General features: G+C 44.4%; 23 protein-coding genes. 10 read left to right on the top strand and 13 right to left on the bottom strand.

The genetic code is table 11. The annotated features are described in order from the left end of the window. Positions 1 to 86 precede the first annotated feature (86 nt). From F6K51_RS06750 to F6K51_RS06740, 3 genes are all read right to left on the bottom strand, one after another. Positions 87 to 281: a hypothetical protein gene (locus F6K51_RS06750; RefSeq protein ID WP_075902840.1), complete on the bottom strand. Its 195-nt coding sequence runs from the start codon at positions 279 to 281 to the stop codon at positions 87 to 89. A gap of 60 nt (positions 282 to 341) precedes the next feature. Beyond that, positions 342 to 554 carry a hypothetical protein gene (locus tag F6K51_RS06745; RefSeq protein WP_158069760.1) on the bottom strand — a complete coding sequence of 71 codons (213 nt, stop codon included), beginning with the start codon at positions 552 to 554 and terminating at the stop codon, positions 342 to 344. A gap of 480 nt (positions 555 to 1,034) precedes the next feature. Further along, on the bottom strand, positions 1,035 to 1,994 hold the full coding sequence (locus tag F6K51_RS06740) for a DUF362 domain-containing protein (protein ID WP_075902836.1): 960 nt from the start codon (positions 1,992 to 1,994) through the stop codon (positions 1,035 to 1,037). Positions 1,995 to 2,857: 863 nt separating this feature from the next. On the opposite strand from F6K51_RS06740, the gene F6K51_RS06735 reads away from it, so the two are divergent. Next, positions 2,858 to 3,196, top strand: coding sequence for an NfeD family protein (locus tag F6K51_RS06735; protein WP_293019074.1), 339 nt, complete (start codon positions 2,858 to 2,860; stop codon positions 3,194 to 3,196). A gap of 390 nt (positions 3,197 to 3,586) precedes the next feature. On the opposite strand, the gene F6K51_RS06730 is transcribed toward F6K51_RS06735, so the two are convergent. From F6K51_RS06730 to F6K51_RS06715, 4 genes are all read right to left on the bottom strand, one after another. Beyond that, on the bottom strand, positions 3,587 to 4,228 hold the full coding sequence (locus F6K51_RS06730) for a DUF6391 domain-containing protein (protein WP_293019073.1): 642 nt from the start codon (positions 4,226 to 4,228) through the stop codon (positions 3,587 to 3,589). Positions 4,229 to 4,405: 177 nt separating this feature from the next. Beyond that, positions 4,406 to 4,543: a hypothetical protein gene (locus tag F6K51_RS06725; RefSeq protein ID WP_293019072.1), complete on the bottom strand. Its 138-nt coding sequence runs from the start codon at positions 4,541 to 4,543 to the stop codon at positions 4,406 to 4,408. A gap of 9 nt (positions 4,544 to 4,552) precedes the next feature. Next, a complete protein-coding gene (locus tag F6K51_RS06720) occupies positions 4,553 to 4,681 on the bottom strand; it encodes a pentapeptide repeat-containing protein (RefSeq protein WP_081431320.1) in 129 nt (42 codons plus the stop codon). Next, the gene (locus F6K51_RS06715; protein ID WP_081431319.1) at positions 4,668 to 4,775 is read right to left on the bottom strand and encodes a pentapeptide repeat-containing protein; all 108 of its coding nucleotides are present in this window, start codon (positions 4,773 to 4,775) and stop codon (positions 4,668 to 4,670) included. The genes F6K51_RS06720 and F6K51_RS06715 overlap by 14 nt, the downstream gene beginning before the upstream one ends. A gap of 759 nt (positions 4,776 to 5,534) precedes the next feature. On the opposite strand from F6K51_RS06715, the gene F6K51_RS06710 reads away from it, so the two are divergent. Together F6K51_RS06710 and ispG are read left to right on the top strand one after the other, a co-directional pair. Next, positions 5,535 to 5,738: a hypothetical protein gene (locus tag F6K51_RS06710; protein ID WP_075906439.1), complete on the top strand. Its 204-nt coding sequence runs from the start codon at positions 5,535 to 5,537 to the stop codon at positions 5,736 to 5,738. A 101-nt stretch (positions 5,739 to 5,839) separates the two neighbouring features. Next, positions 5,840 to 7,057, top strand: a complete 1,218-nt coding sequence (gene ispG, locus F6K51_RS06705; RefSeq protein WP_075902831.1) for a (E)-4-hydroxy-3-methylbut-2-enyl-diphosphate synthase — start codon at positions 5,840 to 5,842, stop codon at positions 7,055 to 7,057. Between the two features lie 204 nt (positions 7,058 to 7,261). Here the strand turns inward: ispG and F6K51_RS06700 are convergent, their stop codons facing one another. After that, a complete protein-coding gene (locus F6K51_RS06700; protein ID WP_293019116.1) occupies positions 7,262 to 7,972 on the bottom strand; it encodes a Uma2 family endonuclease in 711 nt (236 codons plus the stop codon). 51 nt (positions 7,973 to 8,023) lie between these two features. Continuing rightward, positions 8,024 to 9,331, bottom strand: coding sequence for a transposase (locus F6K51_RS06695; RefSeq protein WP_293019068.1), 1,308 nt, complete (start codon positions 9,329 to 9,331; stop codon positions 8,024 to 8,026). A 1-nt stretch (position 9,332) separates the two neighbouring features. Here F6K51_RS06695 and F6K51_RS06690 point away from each other — a divergent pair, with 1 nt between their 5' ends. Beyond that, complete coding sequence (locus F6K51_RS06690) at positions 9,333 to 9,584, top strand: hypothetical protein (RefSeq protein WP_293019067.1); 252 nt, start codon at positions 9,333 to 9,335, stop codon at positions 9,582 to 9,584. A gap of 341 nt (positions 9,585 to 9,925) precedes the next feature. After that, entirely contained in the window at positions 9,926 to 13,183 is a 3,258-nt protein-coding gene (carB, locus tag F6K51_RS06685) for a carbamoyl-phosphate synthase large subunit (RefSeq protein ID WP_293019066.1), read from the top strand. Between the two features lie 149 nt (positions 13,184 to 13,332). On the opposite strand, the gene F6K51_RS06680 is transcribed toward carB, so the two are convergent. Beyond that, complete coding sequence (locus F6K51_RS06680; protein WP_293019065.1) at positions 13,333 to 13,518, bottom strand: hypothetical protein; 186 nt, start codon at positions 13,516 to 13,518, stop codon at positions 13,333 to 13,335. Positions 13,519 to 13,769: 251 nt separating this feature from the next. On the opposite strand from F6K51_RS06680, the gene F6K51_RS06675 reads away from it, so the two are divergent. The 3 genes from F6K51_RS06675 (at position 13,770) to F6K51_RS06665 (ending at position 18,749) form a co-directional block, all read left to right on the top strand. Beyond that, positions 13,770 to 14,480: an ABC transporter ATP-binding protein gene (locus F6K51_RS06675; protein WP_293019063.1), complete on the top strand. Its 711-nt coding sequence runs from the start codon at positions 13,770 to 13,772 to the stop codon at positions 14,478 to 14,480. 283 nt (positions 14,481 to 14,763) lie between these two features. Continuing rightward, positions 14,764 to 17,130, top strand: a complete 2,367-nt coding sequence (locus F6K51_RS06670; protein ID WP_293019061.1) for an ABC transporter permease — start codon at positions 14,764 to 14,766, stop codon at positions 17,128 to 17,130. 164 nt (positions 17,131 to 17,294) lie between these two features. Beyond that, positions 17,295 to 18,749 (top strand): HlyD family efflux transporter periplasmic adaptor subunit, encoded by a 1,455-nt coding sequence (locus tag F6K51_RS06665; protein ID WP_293019060.1) that lies wholly within the window; start codon positions 17,295 to 17,297, stop codon positions 18,747 to 18,749. Positions 18,750 to 19,147: 398 nt separating this feature from the next. On the opposite strand, the gene F6K51_RS06660 is transcribed toward F6K51_RS06665, so the two are convergent. Next, on the bottom strand, positions 19,148 to 19,522 hold the full coding sequence (locus F6K51_RS06660) for a cytochrome c (RefSeq protein ID WP_075903624.1): 375 nt from the start codon (positions 19,520 to 19,522) through the stop codon (positions 19,148 to 19,150). Positions 19,523 to 19,977: 455 nt separating this feature from the next. Here F6K51_RS06660 and petG point away from each other — a divergent pair, with 455 nt between their 5' ends. Beyond that, a complete protein-coding gene (gene petG / locus F6K51_RS06655; protein WP_070395274.1) occupies positions 19,978 to 20,091 on the top strand; it encodes a cytochrome b6-f complex subunit V in 114 nt (37 codons plus the stop codon). Between the two features lie 35 nt (positions 20,092 to 20,126). Here the strand turns inward: petG and rsmD are convergent, their stop codons facing one another. Then, positions 20,127 to 20,666 carry a 16S rRNA (guanine(966)-N(2))-methyltransferase RsmD gene (gene rsmD / locus F6K51_RS06650; protein WP_293019058.1) on the bottom strand — a complete coding sequence of 180 codons (540 nt, stop codon included), beginning with the start codon at positions 20,664 to 20,666 and terminating at the stop codon, positions 20,127 to 20,129. Between the two features lie 71 nt (positions 20,667 to 20,737). After that, positions 20,738 to 21,394, bottom strand: a complete 657-nt coding sequence (gene hisH, locus F6K51_RS06645) for an imidazole glycerol phosphate synthase subunit HisH (protein WP_293019057.1) — start codon at positions 21,392 to 21,394, stop codon at positions 20,738 to 20,740. A gap of 61 nt (positions 21,395 to 21,455) precedes the next feature. On the opposite strand from hisH, the gene F6K51_RS06640 reads away from it, so the two are divergent. Beyond that, complete coding sequence (locus F6K51_RS06640) at positions 21,456 to 21,965, top strand: peptidase C15 (protein ID WP_293019056.1); 510 nt, start codon at positions 21,456 to 21,458, stop codon at positions 21,963 to 21,965. Positions 21,966 to 22,434: the final 469 nt, after the last annotated feature.

The raw sequence follows: 22,434 nt of genomic DNA, 5'->3' as shown, positions 1-22,434 counted from the left end.
TTTGACACTTCTATGTTAATGGGTGCTGCTTCCAAGCAAATGGGATCATATTTTGGAGGCTCTGGTTTTGGCGGACGGAAACTCTCCTAGATACCTATAGAAATCACCCCCATGCCCTGGTCAGTCAGTGCTTCTTTACAAAGAAGCCGAAGTTTAGCTTTGATTGGGTCAGTATCCGGCAACGAGAAAGCATTCATCCCCTTCTTTGCTGCTGTCTTCAATGCTGCAAATACCTGCTCAAAAGGCAGATATTTGCCTAACACCTTTTGATAACTTTGCATCCAGGGGAAAGTACTGATGTATTCACAATTAAAGGTGAGGTAGCCAGAGTCCTCACCAATTTAGATAAACGAGAGATAGTCATTATTGTAACCAAAGCGGAAATCCCCTACTGGATCTTCCCAAGTGGCCATAACGTCCGAGGGTAACTGTTGATGGCTGATAGCTGAGTGGTCAAAGTATACATGGCTGCGTTCGCTAGCCAACGCCCTTCGGGCTAATCGCAACTTCCTCAAACCTAGACGCATCAGGCTGTTTGACTTTTTAAATGCCACCTTCGGTCTCTTATAAGTAAGCAGAAAGTCTATCACTGTTTGCTGGACTTGACCAATAGTCCAGCTAGACAGTACTTAATTATACAAAGTTGGACTATGTGTTGTGGTAGTTACCAATGACTACTTAGTGATTAGTGATTAGTGATTAGTGCTTTGTGGCCAGTAACAAGTTTTCTGGTATTCACCAATCACCAGCTTAGTGATTAGTAATTAGTGATTAGTAATTAGTGATTAGTGCTTTGTGGCCAGTAACAAGTTTTCTGGTATTCACCAATCACCAGCTTAGTAATTAGTAATTAGTGATCAGTGCTTTGTGGTCAGTAACAAGTTTTCTGGTATTCACCAATGACTGATTACTAATCAATAAAAAACCGCCGCTAGCAATAGGGCGGGATGGTTAAGCAATCGGAGGGTAACTCTAGGTTACTTGGTTAATCTAGGATAGTGTTGTAGCAAATTTTACCAAATACCTATGACTGTCTAGCTTTTACCATAAGCATTAATGGGCTCTTTGATAAGCCGAATATATAAATGCTTAAAGGTAGACCTAATTACTCGAGGCATACCAAAATCAATCGGTGTCATAGTATCAGGTAGTTTCCAATCCCTCACTTGGATTTCTACAGGTCGATGGTAAGGAAAGTCAATCTCTGCTAAGTCTGGCAACAACCCTAGCCGTTTTTGAGCTGCTAGGGTAGGAACCAGAGCTGGCTCAACATTGAGAATTTCCACTATTGATCGGTCGAGAGCAAAGACATCCTCTGATGCTCCCAAGATCCCCAAATGTCTCGGTTCACCACCAATCGGACCATTCCCTTCCTGACCAATAATGCCATCAATGATAGTCAACTGCGGATTAATCGCCCGTGCTGTTTCCACCAGCATTTCCCCAAAGCGCGTCTCATCCTTACCCGCTTCCATATGCCACCAGGCTTTCATTTTTCCGGGAACACAGCCGAATAAATTTTTAACCCCCATGGTCAGGGTCAACTGCATGTGGGATTTTACCTTCGGTAGGTTAATCACCACATCCGCATTCATGGCCTCTTTAGACAAACGCAGATGATTAAAGGTTTCGCTAGCAGTTTCATAACCCTTGCCGTGGAATTCAACAATAGGGATATCAAGTTCTGCCATCATTGGCAGATAGCCGTTCGCCTTAGCCACACCCCTAGCACTCCCAAAGGCTGGGCTATCTCCGAAAAAGGGTTTACCCCCAGCTTCTTTGACTAGTTGAGCCACGCAGTAAACAATTTCAGGGCGAGTGATACATTCTTTACCAGGACGACCAGCAGTAAGTAAATTAGGTTTCAGCAGAACCGAATTACCTTTCTTAACAAAAGCACTCATCCCTCCCAAAGGTTCTAGCAGCCTTTCCAAGGAAGCTCGTAAGAGTTGTCTATTATAGGAATCAGCACGAATTAAACTAACAGTTTGCATAATTTAATAGTTTTGATGTCAGGGGAAAATGATCAATTGTGTATTGTTATACCAATTTCCTGTCAAAGATGTAAACTTATAGTACACTTGGAGATTGGAAATTTTTCAGATTGTTTCCCGCCTCCAACAGATAAGTGACAATTTTCAAGAAAATCTGGTATTATTCCTGGAGGAAGTTGCCTATCGTAGCAATTGTCTGTTGTATTATGAAAATCTTTTACCCTAGGGTGGCAGATTCTTCGCTACACATGTAGAATAAGAATACATAATACATCTACTGATTCTCCAATGTATCTACAGCTTGTCAGTTGCGTCTGCGGTCTTGTATCTAGGTTAAGCCTTAAATAATCACTCTAGGTCATGTTTAGGTTGAAAGCGTTATTCAATCGTTTCAGGGTGTATCAGTGAACGCATTTGTCCTACTCCAGGGTTTTAAGGACAGTACCTGGATACAGTAGTGCACTTACCAAACTTTTAAAGGATGTGGATTTTAACAAATTTATAATTCTCTAACTTCTCTAATCCTGAAGTGTTTACTCTCCTGAGGAAGAATGGTTCCTTGTGTCATTCCTTGGATGCTGGGAAGTGTATCTAATCTGTAACCAATAAACGTTTCCGTTGCCGAATTTAAGGCTAATTTTCAGGAAGATCGGAATTCTCTGTTGACGCTAAAAATACCTAGAACACTGGATAATACCGATGCTCTCTTGACTGAAAACCGATCTATGGCACGGGTTAATCGCCACTTAAGGCAAAAAAATTTCACATTCAGCCTACGTTGCCAGATTTTCCCTGGTTAAAACGTTTTGTACCAAGCAGGCTGAACAGAATAACATAATCAGTCAAACGAGGTGAACACACAAATGATTAAAGTACAGGCTCCTGATTCCATCCTATTTCCACAACCAGGCCTTGGCAAGGTAGAAAGTACCATTACCCCTACCAAGCCTGGGCGAGTCAAATTTAAAGCCACATACTGGCCCGCCCGGTTATGTGATCATGATTCCCAAGTTACCCTTGTGCCTGATGACCAAGTGACTGTGCTGGGCCGACACGGGATTACGTTGCTGGTGGTTCCTGCCGGCTATATTTCCCCTGGCAATTCACCAGAGGATGAACCGGGGGTTGAAGAAGCTAGTGAATCCCAGAGCTTGGGATTCACTCAAAAACTGAGCTCAGTCTTTTCCAAACTGTGGCGCTAGAGTTTAACTAACCGTAAGCTTATGCGCTACGCGCACGCTACTTGAGGTGCTATCAGCAGTCAGCTTACGCACTACTTGAAAAGCTTCGCTTTCGGTGAAACAGTTAATGTTCTCGTAGCCAGGATAAATAAACAAAGTTCAGACGTTATATGTAAGATATATAACGTCTGAATGTGGGATTTTTTTTCGTGGCCAAGCTTGCATCTAAAGCTTGCATCTTATGTTATTTCCGGATAATCACCATTAATCAAAATCTCCTCATCTCCCCATCTCCCCATCTCCCCATCTCCCCATCTCACCATCTGCATGCTTAGTCCTACTTTTAAGAATTGGTATAAGTGGGTCGGTTCTCTTGCACTGATCTAACCAAGGACAAATAACAATTCAAGCTTAGTCAATCCATCGCATCTGGACAAAATGGGCTGGACGTCCCCAGATATCAGATGTTTCCCTAATGTCTACAATCGCCAGGTTAAAAGGAATGGCAGTAGTTAAGTACCGTTGTGCTAAGTTGCCCAAATCAGGTGTTAGTTGAGTAGCAGCCACCGCTGCAAAGCCAAGACCCAACAGTTGTTCAATCGGTCCTCGCGGCAGTAACAGATGAACAGCCAACCCTAGTCCAGCACCTAAAAACACTGCTACTGAGAGATTCGTGCCGCACCGGGGGTGGATAGCCATATCCCATTCTCCCCGAGTCAGTCGCTCTAGGGCAGTGGGTACTGCTCGTCTCAAGTCAGCCAAATTTACCTGACCATAGAGATAAAATCCTTGGTCAGTTGATAGTCCTCCTATAGCATTATTATCTGATGGAGGAGTGGTTGGGGTTGCACCAGCACCACTAGCACCATAGCGTTCACTTAGAACCCAGACAGTAGCGTGTTCTAGAGCATGAACCTGACGCAGCATGAGAATGTCTTTTAACCCTGGAACGAAATTCAGCTGCCTAAGCAAATCCGTATCCTGTGTCGGTTGAGGGGCTGTAAAATCAAAGTCCCAAAAGTTACTGGTGTTTACGGAAGCAGAATTACTCATGGCAGCAAAAAAGCAAAAGCAGGTTAATTAATATCAGACACTTTCACTGTAGCATTGTGTCCGATTGAATACTTAAAATTCCTAAGTATTCAGCTGACTGCTTAATAATGATAGCTGAATGCTTAGAAAACTTAATCATTCTTAGTTGTTCGTAAATTAACCATTAAAAATTAACAATTAACCATTAACAATAAATATAGCTCCTCGCTGTTCTAGCTCAGGTTGAATTTTATCGGGCAAAACCGTATTGTACCAAAATTGAGCACCTTGGACATTGACTTTCTGAAGATTGCTATCAAATAGGTTAGTACCCATCAAATTTGTCTAACTCAAGTCAGCATTAGTCAGATCGACGTGACGCAGTTGAGCATAACTGAGTTCACTACCACTGAGGTCTCCATAACTCAACTGAGCATGACTTAATTGAGCATAGCTAAGGTTAGTCTTCCTCACTTAGTTTGGCATTTTGCAGACTAGCACCACTGAGATTAGCATCGCTCAAATCAGCATTTTGTAAGTCAGCATGAAGCAGATTACTCTCGTTCAAACTGGCATTGCTGAGATTGCTTGCTGTAAATTAGTACGACGTAAATCAGCACCGCTTAGGTTGGTAAGTAGTCGGACAAAAGTAAAATTAACTGTTGAAATAGGGAGCAGGGACTGAGGCCGTGGGCCACGCGGGGCGCGTTCGGAGCTGGGAGCTGGGAGCAGAGGGGCTTTTGGCAACTTTACATAAGTTAATACAGCGAGGCAGCAAGGGAACAGGGGGTTTCCCCCACTCGCTATTGCATCAAGAAGTGAGGTTTATTTTTGTCCAGGTACTTAGTTATGCAAACCGCCGTAAATGTATTGGCAAAGACTTGATAATCGTTGTGTAAAATAATTTCCAATAACGCTTTATTTACCTCTAGGTTGGCCGTCATTTTACAAAATAAAATTTGCTTAAATTCCAACAAAACGGTTTATGGATAATTTACCTTTACCCCCTTTTAAAAAAACTGATATATGACTTCTTTATAACGCTGAATTCTTTACGGTTTCGGGAGTTCATCTTCAGTAAAACATCATGATTAATATCCTCATGTTCGGTGGTATTATTGGGGTGATTATTGTTGTTATTTGAGATGCTCTCTACCATAGATACAAATTACTTTATTAATATTATATAGAGATTTGAATTTGAACAGCAAGTTGAGACCAACAAGCGACTCCTAAAAAACGTAAAATTGAGAGCAATGACTTTAGCCAATGAGGAATGTAATTTGCCCGGGTGGTCATTACTAGCTATAACCATAAGGAGAGTACTGTGGAAGTTAATGTAAATTGTGCCCAAGACTGCATCAACGGTTGTATCTTAGGTGACAAATGCCCCAATCAACAATACGTTGCTGAGGCATCCCAGTTCATTAACGGTACTTCATTGGACAAAATGTTGGAGTTGGCAGAGGAAGCACGGCTCAAGAAACTATCTCAACCCCCTAAATGGGTGATTCCCGACTTTCCTGAGTAGGAAACTCTCACCCCTAAGCCAAAAGCGCCTGATTCTATGGGAACCTAAGAGAATAAATACAAAAACCTACTATTTTCGCTACGCCAAGCAACTAACAGGTTATGCAAACTCTAAGTACACCTCAAAGGGCTAGTACACTACCAGCTTTCGATACTACTATCCACCGCCGTCAAACCCGCCCTGTCAGAGTGGCTAATGTCACTATTGGCGGGGGATACCCGGTGGTGGTGCAATCGATGATTAATGAAGATACCTTAGATATCAATGGTTCCGTTGCTGCTATTCGCCGCTTGCACGAGATTGGTTGCGAGATTGTCCGTGTCACTGTACCGAGTATGGCACATGCTAAGGCTCTAGCCCAAATCAAAGAGAAACTAGCAGCGACCTATCAAGCGGTGCCTCTAGTAGCTGATGTCCATCACAATGGCATGAAAATTGCTCTGGAAGTTGCCAAGCATGTGGATAAGGTACGGATTAATCCAGGATTGTATGTCTTTGAAAAGCCCAAAGCCAATCGCAGTGAATACACTGAAGCTGAATTTGAGGAAATTGGGGAAAAAATTCGGGAAACCCTAGAACCCCTGGTCATTTCCCTCCGTGACCAAGGTAAAGCTATGCGCATCGGAGTCAATCACGGTTCCCTAGCGGAACGGATGCTGTTTACCTACGGTGATACCCCAGAAGGGATGGTGGAATCTGCTCTGGAATTTATTCGTATCTGTGAATCCTTAGATTTCCGCAATTTGGTGATCTCCCTCAAGGCTTCACGGGTACCTGTGATGCTAGCCGCCTATCGCTTAATGGTAAGGCGGATGAATCAGTTGGGGATGGATTACCCGTTGCATTTAGGTGTTACTGAAGCCGGGGATGGGGAATATGGACGGATTAAGTCTACGGCTGGTATTGCTACTCTGCTAGCTGAGGGGATTGGTGATACGATTCGTGTCTCTCTTACGGAAGCCCCAGAAAAAGAGATTCCTGTTGGCTACAGTATTCTGCAAGCTCTGGGATTGCGGAAAACTATGGTGGAGTATGTGGCTTGTCCGTCCTGTGGTCGTACTTTATTTAATTTAGAGGAGGTACTGCATAAGGTGCGGGAAGCTACTAAACATCTCGCTGGCTTAGATATTGCTGTGATGGGGTGTATTGTTAATGGCCCTGGGGAAATGGCTGATGCTGACTATGGTTATGTGGGTAAGCAAGCAGGCTATATTTCTCTGTATCGCGGTAAGGAGGAAATTAAAAAGGTACCTGAAGATCAAGGAGTAGAGGAATTGATTAATTTAATTAAAGCTGATGGTCGCTGGGTAGATCCTTAATAATTTTTGAATAAAAACTATAAAAAACTATCACTTTGTGGGCGCAAGCCTTGCGCCCTTACAATTTATTTCTGTTACACTCATGGCCACAAGTCCTATAAATTGACAATTAGCAATTAACCTCCTCATTACTCGATCAGCTGATCATGGATTTACATAGTTTTAGAATTACTTGATAAATGCCCGTTAGAACAATGGCGAGAATCATGCATCTGAATCATCACCTAACTCTTTGAGTCTAGCTAGCAATTCCTCTACACGCTTTTCTGCCAATTCTCTTTGTTGCCGTTCAGCTTGAGCTTGTTGTTGAGCAGCTTGAGCTTGTTGTTGAGCAGCTTGAGCTCTCTCGTCTGGTGTTGGTACCAATTGCTGATCTTCACTGAAAAACCGTAGCTGGGAATTATGTACACCTAAAAATAATTCCAACTGCTGACTCCACAGCCACCCCTGAGTATTAGGGTCGAGGGGTTGATACTGGCCTCCCATCAGGCGAAATCCCTGGAAATCCAGGGTATCGGGGTGAAACCAGAAATATTCTGGTGTTCTGAAAGTATCTTGGTAGAGGATTTTCTTTAATCCCTTGTCAACTTTAGCTGTACTGTTAGAGAGCAGTTCAATTATCACATTGGGATATTTTCCTTGTTCTGCCCATACTACCCAACTTTTGCGGGGTCGATTTTCCGTACCGAGTACCACAAAAAAGTCGGGTCCTCTAAAGTCTCTGGTGGTAATATGCTCAGGACTGAAATAGATAGTGAGATTCCCTGTAGCATAGAAGTCGCTTCGTTCTCGCCACCACCACTTGAGGCAAGCGAGTAACAGCTCAATTTGATCTCGATGGCGATCGCTTTCCAAGGGGGGTTCATCACTCCATAAATCACATGGTGGAATGATAATACTTTCTGACTCAGCCATTACATTGACTTCCACAGTGGCTTCTGAATTCGTGACTACTCCCACATCAAATCAAAGATTATGATGTGGGCTTCTCAACCTCACGAATGAGACTTGCTGCTCCTCGGCGGATGCCTCCGCTACGCGAACGATATCCTGTACCGATTTACCACAGCCATTAAGCGGCAGTCCAACCGCCAATAGTCCACGATTTAAAATGTTGATACCACTGTTCCAGTCGCGGTCAATTTTAACTTTACAACTAGAACAATAATGAATGCGCTCACTTAAAGTTTTTTCGACCCTAGAACCACAACTAAAACACTCGATACTTGTGCCACGTGGGTTAACTTCCTGAACTAACAAACCGCGTTTAACCGCCACTGCTTGCAATATTTCCAAGAATGCTCCCCAGGCCGCATCATGTATTGATTTTGCTAAATTAGTTCTAGCGAGTCCTTTGATATTTAAATTTTCGTGAGCAATTAAGTCATACTTACTGCACAGCCAATGAGCAACCTGATAATGAAATTCTTTTCGGCAACGGCTTAAATGAAGGTGCATCAAAGCTACTTTATGTTTAGCTTTTTTCCAGTTTTTAGAACCCTTGATACGGCGCGACATTACTTTTTGAGCTTGAGCAAGTTTGTCCTGAGCTTTTCTGTAAAACTGCGGGATAGGCACTGCTTCGCCGTCAGATGTCGTCAAGAATTTCTCCAGGCCAACATCAATACCAACGGCAGAATTGACTGAATCTACAGGTAGCAGTTCAGGTACGGTATCATCTTTCATCGAAATACAACAATACCAACCATCAGCTTTTTTGACGATAGTGCATTGCTTGAGTACAAAACCCACGCCCTTCGGGCAAGCTTCGCTAACAGGTAATGGCCGATGCATTACCACAGGTATTGACCCAATTCGACTTAGTTTTAAAACACCGTCAACTAGGTGCGCTCCCGCTTTGGTATTGTTAACCCTGGGGAATACAAATGACCGGAGATCTCCGGGCTTTTTGAAGCGAGGTCTTCCACCACGCTTACCACTGGCGTCTGGTTTTCGCCATTTCTCCCAGGCTTTGTTAAGCCGCTGTAGGTTAACCTGTTGCGTCTCTGCGTAAATTTGTTTGTACTCAGGGAACAACCGCTTAGTTTCCTTGAGAGCAGATTGCTGGGTGTAGTAGTTGACCGGGTGAGGAATTTCACCAATCGGCTCATAAAGTAAGCTACATCTATCAACTGGTGAACGAGTCCTGTTGAGCCAATCAAGCCTTTGCCCTAGAGCATAGTTCCAGTGACGGCGCAACAGTTCTAGCCATCTATCCATCGTGGCTATCTGTTCGTCACTAGGCTTGATTCTGTAGCAGTAGGTTAATATCACTGTGCTATTGTACCACTTACGATCGCGTTCGCGCAGCGTCGGCTCTGCCGAAAGCGTGGCCAGAGGCCAATCGCTTTTAGCGGAAGCTGAGGCCTTTGGCCACGCTTCGCGAACGCTTCATCGCGTTCGCGCAGCGTCGGCTCTGCCGAAAGCGTGGCCAGAGGCCAATCTGTTGAGAACTTCAAGACGCTGTCGGGCAATTCACCGGAGACGAAACCTGATTACGTTGAGCGATAGGCGCGACAGTCTGTGAGTCATAAGTTTAAGTTATATGAAATAAGGCGAGCCTGTCTTACGGTAACTTCTAACCCGTTAAATCGGAGATTATAACGGGAGACCCCTTGCCCGTTTAAGTTGGCAAGGGTCATAGCACTCACAGGCAAAATCGCTACCTCTAGTTTGACAGCTTTACTGGAAATGGTTAACTTAACCGTTGACTGTCAACGGTCAACGCTCAACGGTAAACAAATCAGGTTTGTTGGGTAAAAGCTGGGTGCTTTGTAAAAGCTGGATAAATAACTAGGGAATAATTTGGCAAGCAAGCATATAATAGTCAGGATCTAATAACGTTTATGTCACCACAGAGCAACCACTATGCCCCGCCGCGATGATATTCACAAAATCTTGCTCCTTGGTTCTGGTCCGATTGTGATTGGACAAGCCTGTGAATTTGACTATTCCGGGACTCAGGCTTGTAAAGCACTCCGGGAAGAAGGCTATGAAGTGGTACTGGTAAACTCTAATCCAGCTAGTATCATGACTGACCCGGAAACGGCTGACCGTACCTACATCGAGCCCCTAACTCCAGAAATCGTCGAGAAGGTGATCGAAAAAGAGCAACCATGTGCTTTACTGCCAACCATGGGGGGTCAGACGGCTCTGAATATTGCGGTTGACCTAGCTAAGAATGGGGTGTTGGAAAAGCATGGAGTGGAGCTAATTGGGGCAAAGCTAGAGGCGATAGAAAAGGCTGAAGACCGCCAGTTGTTCAAGGAAGCAATGGAAAGGATTGGGGTAGGAGTCTGTCCTTCGGGAATTGCGAATAATCTCAAAGAGGCTAAAGCGATCGCACAAGAAATCGGCTCTTACCCGCTGATTATTCGCCCGGCTTTTACCCTGGGGGGTAGTGGTGGTGGCATTGCCTATAACAAAGAAGAATACGAAACCATGGCTCAGGGGGGTTTGGATGCTTCGCCAGTGTCTCAAATCTTGGTGGAAAAGTCTTTGTTGGGCTGGAAGGAGTATGAGTTAGAGGTGATGCGAGATTTGGCAGATAATGTAGTGATTATCTGTTCCATTGAAAATGTTGACCCGATGGGGATTCATACTGGGGACTCGATTACTGTTGCTCCTGCTCAAACCCTGACGGATAAGGAATACCAACGGTTGCGGGATTACTCGATTAAAATTATTCGGGAGATTGGGGTTGAAACCGGAGGGTCAAATATTCAGTTTGCTGTGAATCCCCTCAATGGCCAAGTCATTATAATTGAGATGAATCCTCGGGTTTCTCGCAGTTCTGCCCTAGCCTCGAAAGCAACAGGGTTCCCGATTGCTAAGTTTGCTGCTAAATTAGCCGTGGGGTATACCCTCGATGAAATTCCCAACGATATTACTAAACAAACTCCTGCTTCCTTTGAACCAACTATTGACTATGTGGTAACTAAGGTACCCCGGTTTGCCTTTGAGAAGTTTCCCGGTAGTAAACCAATCCTGACTACTCAGATGAAGTCAGTGGGAGAAGCGATGGCGATTGGACGGACCTTTCTCGAATCGTTTCAGAAAGCGTTGCGCTCCCTGGAAACTGGACGCTTTGGGTGGGGATGCGATCGCAAAGAGAAGCTGCCATCTCTCGAACAAGTGCGCTATGGTTTACGAACCCCGAATCCAGAACGTATCTTCACGGTGGGTCATGGTTTGATGCTAGGGATGACCCTAGAAGAAGTACAGGAACTCACAGGAATTGACCCCTGGTTTTTGGATAAATTGGCGGAGTTGCTGGAAACGTCAAAATTCCTCAAACGTAACCCATTGCAGACCTTGAACAAAGAGCAGTTATGGGCAGTCAAACGTCAGGGATTTAGCGATCACCAAATTGCTTTTGCTACCAAGACCTCGGAAGATGAGGTGCGTGAATACCGTAAGCATCTAGGAGTAGTACCAGCATATAAGCTAGTAGATACCTGTGCAGCAGAGTTTGAGGCATTCACACCTTATTATTACTCCACTTATGAGGAAGAGTCGGAAGTGATACCTTCGGATCGGCGGAAGGTGATGATTTTAGGTGGGGGACCAAACCGGATTGGTCAGGGAATTGAGTTTGACTATTGCTGTTGTCATGCATCTTATGCTCTGAGTAAGCAGGGGTTTGAGACAATCATGGTCAACTCCAACCCAGAGACAGTTTCTACAGATTATGATACAAGCGATCGCTTATATTTTGAGCCCCTGACCAAAGAGGATGTACTCAATATTATTGAGGCGGAAAATCCGGAAGGGATTATTGTTCAATTTGGGGGACAGACACCGCTTAAGTTAGCAGTGCCGTTGCAAGAAGCCTTGAAGGTTAGCAGGTTGAAGGTTGGCAACCAACAACTGGTAACCCAAATTTGGGGAACTTCTCCCGACTCAATCGACGTAGCTGAGGATCGGGAGCGGTTTGAGAAGATTTTGCGGAAGTTAGATATTAAGCAGCCACCCAATGGAATTGCTCGCAGTTATGGGGAAGCACTAGAGGTGGCGAAACGGATTAGTTATCCAGTGGTGGTGCGTCCGTCTTATGTGTTGGGGGGACGGGCTATGGAAATTGTCTATTCCGATGAGGATTTGAAACGCTACATGAAGTTTGCGGTGCAGGTGGAACCAGAGCATCCGATTCTGATTGATAAGTTTTTAGAGAATGCTGTAGAGGTAGATGTGGATGCGATCGCAGATGACACTGGTCGGGTAGTGATTGGTGGCATCATGGAACACATCGAACAGGCGGGGATTCACTCCGGAGACTCTGCTTGTTCTTTACCCCACACCTCTCTAACACCCGTTGCTTTGGAAACTATTCGCACTTGGACTTATCAGCTGGCAAAAGCCCTGAAGGTGGTGGGGTTGATGAATATTCAATTTGCGGTGCAGGGGGAAACCGTTTACATACTCGAAGCCAATCCCAGAGCATCCCGAACAGTTCCCTATGTCTCCAAGGCAACAGGGGTACCCCTGGCGGGGTTAGCATCTCGGGTTATGTCCGGTGAAACCTTGGAATCCCTTGGGTTAACTGAAGAAGCTAGCCCTAAGCACATTGCAGTCAAAGAAGCGGTATTGCCCTTTGAGAAATTTCCTGGTACAGACACCCTCCTCGGACCGGAAATGCGTTCTACTGGGGAAGTAATGGGGATTGACACAGATTTTGGGAAGGCATTTGCCAAAGCAGAATTAGCAGCTGGTCAGCGTTTACCCCTGTCTGGCACAGTGTTCGTTTCCACCAATCACCGAGACAAGCAAAATGTAGTACCAGTGGCGAAAGACTTAATTGAGTTGGGATTCGAGCTAGTAGCAACCGATGGCACTCGCAAGGTGCTGCAAGAGCATGGACTGGATGTGGAGTTGGTATTAAAACTCCATGAAGGACGTCCCCATGTCTTGGATTGGATTAAGAATCAAAAGATTCAGCTAATTATTAATACCCCTTCTGGAGAAGATGCCTATGCCGATGGGCGGTTAATTCGCCGAACAGCATTAGGGTATAAGATTCCGATTGTAACTACAATTGCTAGTGCTAAAGCAACAGCAGCAGCAATTCGTTCACTACAGTCCCAACCACTGGGAGTAAAAGCTCTACAGGACTATATCACGAATTAGCTTTTGCTCTCACAGCCGTAGTGGCGTGGCAAGCTTAATTTGATGCATTAGAATTGTCGGATTCAACATCTTCAAAAACAGCGATATTGATGCTTCAATTTAATTCGTGCATCTTGGGTTGTGAAATGCCAAATTACCTTACTAGCTGATTAGTGATTCTGGACGGTTAAATCGGGACTCGGGAATCTAGAATCGGGGAGCGGAAATCGTAATTCGGGAGTAGGGAGTAGGGAATCTGGAATCGGGAATCGGGAATCGGGAATCGTGAATCGGGAATCGGGAATCGGGAATCGGGAATCGGGAATCGGGAATCGGGAATCGGGAATAGTAGACAATAATTATCACAATTTATTTAGAAATTATATCTAGTCATTACTAGTGAAATAATTAATCATGACTTATAGCAATTTGTAGATATTTTAATTATAAAAATGAATGGAAGAAAAAAGATTAATTAAATTTTGAAATTGGCAATAATAAATAACTTAGGTTGAATGCTAAATACTCTATTCCCTGTTCCTTGTTCCCTGTTACCTGTTCCCTAAAAACCTAGAAATACGTACTTAATAAAGTCGCCAACCGCTATATGAACAATGAACCTATTTTTAAAGTGCGTGACGTGACTAAAACCTATCAGATGGGGGAGGTGAATGTTCAGGCACTAAAATCTGTTACTATTGACCTCTATGCAGGAGAATTTGTAGTATTGCTTGGTCCGTCTGGAAGTGGCAAGTCCACTCTGCTGAATATTCTCGGAGGACTTGATGTTCCTTCCTTCGGACAAGTCAAATTCTATAATCGTGATCTATCAACTGCTGATGATCGTGCTCTTACCCGCTTTCGTCGGGAGTGCGTCGGTTTTGTGTTCCAATTCTATAATTTGATTCCCAGCTTGACGGCTCAGGAAAATGTTGCTCTGGTGACGGAAATTGCTCCTCGTCCGATGCGTCCTCGGGAAGCTTTGGGACTAGTAGGACTAGCCCATCGCCTTAACCATTTTCCGGCTCAATTATCTGGGGGTGAACAACAACGGGTTGCGATCGCTCGTGCTATTGCCAAACGTCCTCAAGTGCTCCTATGTGATGAACCAACCGGAGCGTTAGACTTTCAGACCGGTAAGCTAGTATTAAATGTATTGGAGCGAGTGAATCAGGAATTGGGAACAACTACTGCTGTAATTACTCACAATGCTGGAATTGCGGCTATGGCAGATCGGGTGATTACGATGCGTAGTGGTGAGATTATTAGTGTACATGGTAATCAGACTAAGATTGCTCCTGAGGATTTAGACTGGTAAGTGAACGATTGAGTACGTTAAGAATTAAATCAAATTACTTCGCTCGATAGAAAACGGGAGGTATAAAAGAACTAGGGGGAGTCACAAAGTAAGAGGTGTTAGCTATGATAGCAATATTATTAACAACTTTCTTAGTTTGTTTTCTGTTTGGTTTGACGTTAGTGTGTGAAGCTTTGTTTTACAAAGAAGAGAAGCAGTTATAAAAAATCCGCCAATCTTTTGAAACCCATTACAAGGCACTAGTTTTAAGCTGATTGGCTCTTGAAGTTGGTCTTACACTTCCATGAATTCCCTAGACCGTAAACTCTTACGTGACCTATGGCAATTGCGAGGTCAGGTAATAGCGATCGCATTAGTAGTAGCCTGTGGCATTGCTAGCTTCGTTCTAGCCAGGAGTGCCTATAGCTCTTTGCGACTAACCCAAGACACATATTACAACCGCTACCATTTTGCCCAAGTTTTCGCTTCCCTCAAACGCGCTCCAGAACGCCTCAAAGCCCAAATTGCTGCTATTCCCGGTATTGCCCAAACCCAAACTCGGATTGTGGTTGATGTCACCCTTGATATCCCTGGTTTAACAGAACCAGCAACAGGAAGACTAATCTCAATTCCTGAGCGTCGTATTTCCATACTCAATGACTTATTTATTCGTCAGGGTCGCTATATTGAACCAGGACGAGGAGATGAAGTAATCGTCAGTGAAGCCTTCGCCCAAGCCAATCAACTCAACTTGGGTGATACTATGGGTGCCATTATTAATGGACGTTGGGAAAAATTGCGAATAGTAGGAAAGGCGCTATCACCAGAATACGTTTATGAAGTGCGAGGTGCTGGAGAAATCTTCCCAGATAATCGGCGATTTGGAGTGGTTTGGATAGGTCGGGAAGCCTTGGGTAAAGCCTTCGACCTTGATGGTGCCTTTAATGATGTCACCCTTTCGTTAAGTCCAGGAGCTCAAGAAAGGGAAATTATTAGCCGTTTGGATCGATTACTGGAACGCTATGGTGGGTTAGGTGCTTATGGAAGGGAAGATCAGTTATCCCATCAAATCCTAGCAGATGAACTCAGCAGTTTGGAAGTTTCTGCTACCTTTATGCCTTCGATTTTTTTAGCGATCGCATCTTTCCTACTGCATGTTGTCCTCTCTCGCGTGATCGGAACCCAACGGGAGCAAATTGCTGTGCTCAAAGCCTTTGGTTACAGTAACCTAACCATCGGTATCCATTATCTTAAATTTGTCCTTGCCATTGTCAGTGTAGGAGGTATCCTTGGCACCCTAGTTGGTCTTTGGCTTGGTAATGGACTAACCCAACTTTATGCTGAATTTTATCGCTTTCCCCTACTACGCTATGACGTCAGCTCAGACTTAGTCGCCACCGCAATCATAGTCAGCTTTACCGCAGCAGCAATTGGTGGACTAATGGCGGTACGTCGGGCAATTTCCCTTCCTCCAGCCCAAGCCATGCGTCCCGAACCCCCAGCTGAATTCAAACCTACCATTATTGAACGGCTAGGTCTACAGCAGTTTTTCTCCCCTGCCGGTCGCATTATCCTACGTAATTTGGAACGCAAGCCCATCCAAGCTTTCCTATCCATTATGGGAATAGCTGTTGCTGTAGCAATTCTCCTGACTGGGTTTTACATGGGAGATGCACTGACATACCTGATGGATTTTCAATTCCGCCAAGTGCAACGGGAAGATCTCACCATTATCTTTAATCAACCCCGTCCCGCACGTACCCGTTACGAAATCACTCACTTACCAGGAGTTATTCGTTCCGAACCCTTCCGCATCGTACCAGTACGTTTACGCTTTGACCATCATACCTATCGCAGTGCTTTAACTGGAATCGACCCAGCCGGAGAATTCCGCCGTCTGCTAGACAAGAATTGGTACACCGTGCATCTACCCCCAGACGGAGTTGTCATGACTACCAAACTAGCCGAAATCCTAGGTGTTACTCCTGGAGATACCCTAACCGTGGAAGTCCTGGAAGGAAGCCGTCCCGTGCGTCAAGTTCCTGTAGTCGGCTTGGTGGATGAACTCCTCGGTGTCTCAGCATATATGGATATCCATGCCCTCAACCGACTGATGCGAGAAGGACAAACTATTTCTGGTGCTTACCTCTCCGTTGATCCTCACCTTGCTAGTCAGCTTTACTATCGCCTCAAACGTCTACCCGCCATTACCGGTATTGCCACCCGTGAAGCCAGCCTAGAAAGCTTTGAGGAAATTAGTGCTAAAAATCTGCAAGTCTTTACAGCAGTACTAGTAATTTTTGCCTGCATTATTACCTTCAGCGTAGTCTATAACTCAGCACGGATTGCCCTATCAGAAAGAGGACGAGAATTAGCCAGTCTCAGGATTATGGGATTCACTCGTGCTGAAATTGCCTTTATTCTCCTAGGTGAACAAGTTATTCTTACCCTACTCGCCCTTCCTATTGGTTTTGGACTTGGATACGGTTTAGCTGCTTTAATGTCTCTTGCCTATAATTCTGAACTTTACCGTTTTCCCTTAATTATTACTAAAGATACCTATGCTTTTACATTTGTTATCGTAATAGTAGCAGCATTCTGTTCTGGGTTAATTATCCGTAGACAGCTGAATCGTCTGGACTTAATCGCTGTTTTGAAAACCAGGGAATAAGCATCAACATCGTGATAGTTAGTAAGCTATCAGTTATCAGTTATCAGCTATAAGCTAATGCTTACAGTAGTAATTAAATAGTAGTAATGAAATAGTAATAATTAAATAGTAGTAATTAAATACTGTTGCGATCGCACAATCGATTCCGCGAGTTGAGACACTTCATGAAGCACCTTCCTCAACGGCTAACTTACCTTATGGTTGGAGTTGGCATCATCACAGTAGTTGTCCTAGGATTTCGTCCTGCACCGATTAGGGTTGATCTAGCCGAAGTTAAACGGAGTAGTTTGCAAGTAACAGTGGATGGAGAGGGAAAGACCCGTATCCGCTCCCGCTTCGTAGTTTCAGCTCCTGTTGCCGGTCGGCTGGCGAGGATAAAACTAGATGAAGGAGATAAAATTAAACAAGGGGCAATAATTGCCCAAATTGACCGCCTTCCTCTAGATTCAGACGTCCGAGAAGCTCAAGCACGGCTAAGGCAATGGCAAGCAGAGCGTGATGGGGTAGCAACCAAGCGACCAAAACCAGAAGCTTTATTCCAGGCTCAAGCCCGCATCCGGTCAGCAATAGCCCAACAGCAAGAAGCTCAAGCTCGGGTCCAGCAAGCATTAGCAGCACTAGAGCAAGCAAAACGCGATCGCAAACGCTCCCAACAGTTACACATTGATGGCGCAATCTCTCGTAAAGAGCTCGAAACAGCTCAATTGCTAGAAACTACCCGCCAGAGGGAATTAGAAGCAGCGCAACGGGAAGTGGATAGTGTGGCCGCTGAAGTAGTAGCCGCCAAAGAAGCCCGTGCCATTCTCCAAGCTGAACAGCGAGACCCTGACTATTTACTTGATGTCTACAATGCTCGCATTGCCAGTGTTCAAGCTGAACTTGCCAAGCTAGCTGATGACGCAGCCCGTGCTGAAATTCACTCCCCAATTGATGGTTATGTGCTACGAGTCAATCAGGAAAGTGCTCGATATGTAGAAGCCGGAACCCCCCTGTTGGAACTAGGGAATCCTACTGACCTAGAGATTGTCGTTGATTTGCTTTCTACTGATGCAGTCAAAGTCAAGCCAGGAGCAAAAATGTTCATTGAACATTGGGGGGGAGAGCGCACCCTAAACGCTGAGGTGAAGTACGTCGAACCCTCAGCCTTTACCAAAATTTCAGCTCTTGGGGTAGAAGAACAGCGAGTGAATGCGATCGCTAATTTTGTAGATTCCCCAATTCCTTTAGGTGATGGCTACCGGGTAGAAACACGGATTGTAGTTTGGGAAAGCTCAGATGTGCTAGTCGTTCCCTTAAGTGCCATTTTCCGCTGCGACTCACAACAAAATAGCTCCTTGGACCCGATTGCACAAAATAGGGATGATTTGTCTGTATCTGCAACAGGGGAAACACAGGGAAGTAACCAATTTTCAGATCATCAAGGGAGTATCCAGCGCTCCAACTTCCAGACTTGGTGTACGTTTGTTGTGGAAAACAACCAAGCGAAGAAACGTCAGATTATAATTAGTCAGCGCAGTAATCTTGAAGCAGTGATTGAACAAGGACTTCGAGAAGGAGAAATAGTCATCTTGCATCCCACTGAACAAATTCAGGAAGGAAAACAAGTTGCACCCCGTTGACTACCTATCCGTTGACTAGCCATAGTAGATAGTTGAAATTTTTATAGTTTACATTTATACCAAAAGCGATGGGCGTTGCTGAATTCAGGTATAATCTTAAACTAGCAAAATTAGCGATCGCTAAATCACAAATCAATCAGCAACGCCGGAAATATTATAAGTTAATCAACATTTAACTGGCATATTTTTTCTTCAGCGCTCTTCGTTAACCTACCCTACGGGAACGCCAAAGGCGAACAACCTTTTTGAATTAAGAATTAAGAATTAAGAATTTGGAATTCTACATTCTTAATTCTTAATTCTTAATTCTGCATTCTGACAGACAACCTTTAACCTTCAACCTTCAACCTTCAACCTTTAACCTTGGCCTTTGGCCACGCTACGCGAACAACCTTTGGTTACAATTGCTCCAGGTAACTCAACAGGTCTGCCATATCTCCAGTTTGAGGTTGAAACTTAGGCATTGGTGGTGTTCTACCACTGATCACTTGCTGAATCAGGCTGACGTCAGACTTTCTCTTAGAGATATTCAGTAGACTTGGTCCTACATTACCATCCCCGTTGGCTCCATGACACCCAGCACAGTTGATTTGAAAAATAGCATTACCTCGGACTGGATCACCGTTCAGGGACAAAACCTTTTGTACATAAGGATCCGAATCCTGCATCATGGGAATTCCGATCAGGCTAAGACTTATAGCAAGCAAAGCCACTAGTACTATCAAGGTGACTCGCCGCACTAGAACTCTAGGTTGGACAAGCTGGTTTTCCAAAGGATCTCCTGTCAAGTTGACTATCGATAAAGCGCTTGTAATCTCGATAAAACTGAACCATTGATTAAGTTGTGTTAAGCAATGATAAGTAAATACTTAGACTAAGTATTATTTTTGTTTATAAACATAGCTTAAAATTTATGGAGTCATTAATCAAGATCTTGTGTTGTATTTGTATTATATGCTACACTATGTCTCCCTCTATATACCTGATACTAAGGGAATAGATCTAAGGTATACATTTTAGTATATAAGCTGGGATATAGGAAAAAGTACTCAAGTCAAGTCAGGGCTTAGGTCATTAGGTCAGAGCCTCCTAAGTGTGACTGAGCAATCTCAACCCATGGAACTCAGGATGCTTGATAAATTAGTGTTTGACGACCAGCAGCACCCTAAGGTTGATCAGACCTAGTAATATGAGAAACAGGTAAAAAAACTTAATTAGGAGACTTAGTGTGGTAGAACCGTTGCTTGTTGGGATTGTCCTTGGCTTAATACCTGTTACTCTATTGGGGTTATTTTTTGCTGCCTATATGCAATACCAACGGGGTAACCAACTTGGGGGTTAGTTTTTCCTTCCCATGAGCTGACCATTACCCCTGACTTAAACTAATGGGCAATAGAAGGTCAAGGCAGTATTGCCATAGACCTTCTGGCGACAAATTTCTAAATTGGGGATTGGTTGTGGTTGCCAGTAGTTAGAGCTATGCTCAACAGCTAACTCACCATGGCTGTCGAGGATCTGGTATTGAGCGATCGCATCTAACACTGGCTGGTACAAATCACTAGCGTAGGGTGGGTCAAAATAAATGTGGTCAAACTGCTGAGGAGCCAAGGTTTTCAATCGCCTGACCACATCCCCCTGCAACACCCGAAATTCTTGCTGCGCCTGAGCCATCTGTTGCCAGTTTTGACGAATAATTGAGCAAGCTTTTGCCCATTTGTCAATCCCTACCACTAAAGCAGCTCCCCGACATAGAGCCTCAGCACCCATTGAACCACTACCAGCACATATATCCAGCCATCGGCAATTCTCTACACTGCCTTGCCAAATATTAAATACTGCCTCCCGCACCCGTGCTGGTGTCGGGCGGGTAATTTGTCCTGGCAAAGTTTTCAGTTGGCGATTGCCGTAAATTCTCATCCAAACACAGGACAGTGGGGAGCGTGCTGATTAAATCAGTAGTAGTAGCAGAATTTTAAGAAGAATAATTTTCAGGCTTTGGTGACAAGTGTACGATCATGGCAGTAACTCTTGACCTGAGCCACGAAATTAGACAAAATTTGCAGTCCTGTAGTAGAAGACTTTTCCGGGTGAAACTGTACTGCTACGACATTATTGTAAGCGATCGCAGCCGTCACGGTTTGACTCCCATGAGTAGTAGTTGCGGCTCGAATCCTAGGGTCAACTGGGTCAACATAATAAGAATGGACAAAATAGACTCGGGGATTGCCCGATAAATGCTGCCAAAGGGGACAATCTGGTTGAGTAAACTCTAGCTGGTTCCAACCCATATGGGGAATCGTAATACTTGGTTCTCGACGAAAGCGGCGCACTGTGCCAGGCACAATCCCTAATCCAGGTTCTGTGCCTTCTTCACTAGCCTCAAACAGAATGTGTAAACCTAGACAAATACCTAAAAAGGGTTTACCGCTGGCAATAGCTTGTTTAATCGGTTGCTCCAGGTTACGCGATCGCAAATGTTGTATCGCTGGGTCAAACGCCCCCACTCCCGGTAGTACCACCGCATCCGCCTGTTCTATATCTGCTGCTAAATCTGTCACTAAGGTAGTTGCACCAGCTTTCTGTAACCCTTTACAGGCAGAGTGCAGGTTCCCCATGTCGTAGTCTACAACCGCAATTACTGGCATTAACCTGCTTTCCCTTACATTGAACTATTGAAGCTATTTTTATTTTAATTGGTTCTGTTGAATGAACAAAAAAATCCTCTTGACATCCTTTCAAACCTGGCTACCGGATCAGGTATCTAACTCCTCTGATGATTTATTAGGGAAAATTGCTCAAATCAATGATTTATCTGCTTCCCTGACTTTTCTTAGACAGTTGCCCGTCGATATTGCCGAAGCTAGTGCTCAGGTAATTGCCAAAATTGATCAAATACAACCCGATCGGATTATTTGTTGTGGAATGGCTACTAAACGGCACAAATTAACCGTCGAATCCTGTGCTAGTCGTGAAGATGACTGCCTTCAAACCCCAGTGAACTTAGAGAAACTAGTAGCTGCCTTGAGTGGATGTGAGATTAGCCATGATGCTGGTAAATTTGTCTGCGAAGGACTCTATTACGAAGTGTTGAAGTATCTTGGAGAACATCACCTCAATACTTCTTGTATCTTTGTTCATGTACCTGTGCTGAATCTAGACAATTTGCCTGGTATTTTGGCTGATTTTAGGATAATTTTGGAACAAATGGCACAATAGACCTAGCTGCTGTTGTTTGCAACTTCGGATCGGGGAACTTCCGATCACCAGACAAAATTTATGAAAAACAGTATCAGAAAAGCGATGCAGCAAGGTAGCGCTGTCAAAGGGAGCCACTGTGATCTTGAGGAGGCAGCGCCGACCTGCGGGGGTCTCCCCCATGAGCGACTGCCGTGGTTCCCCTAATTCGGCACGGCATCAAGACAATACTTTTGCAATAGGTCTAATCAAGACAACCGTCAACCGTCAACAAATACAAACTTTAGTTAATAAATCTTGATGCTTATAGCAGTATATATTAATACAGGTAAACAGAGCTTACGCAATTCAGCCATCGACACACTACCTGTAGGGGTTAAAGGGTAACTGTTAACACTACCTGTAGAGTTCTTGCGTAAGCCCTGCATCAGCTGTTTCGGTGCTCAATACTGATTATAGGACTGATTGAAAAACTTTTCCCTCGGCAATA

This window comes from Moorena sp. SIO3I8, from assembly GCF_010692325.1.
Taxonomy (GTDB): domain Bacteria; phylum Cyanobacteriota; class Cyanobacteriia; order Cyanobacteriales; family Coleofasciculaceae; genus Moorena.
This window is presented reverse-complemented; position numbering and strand designations above follow the sequence as displayed.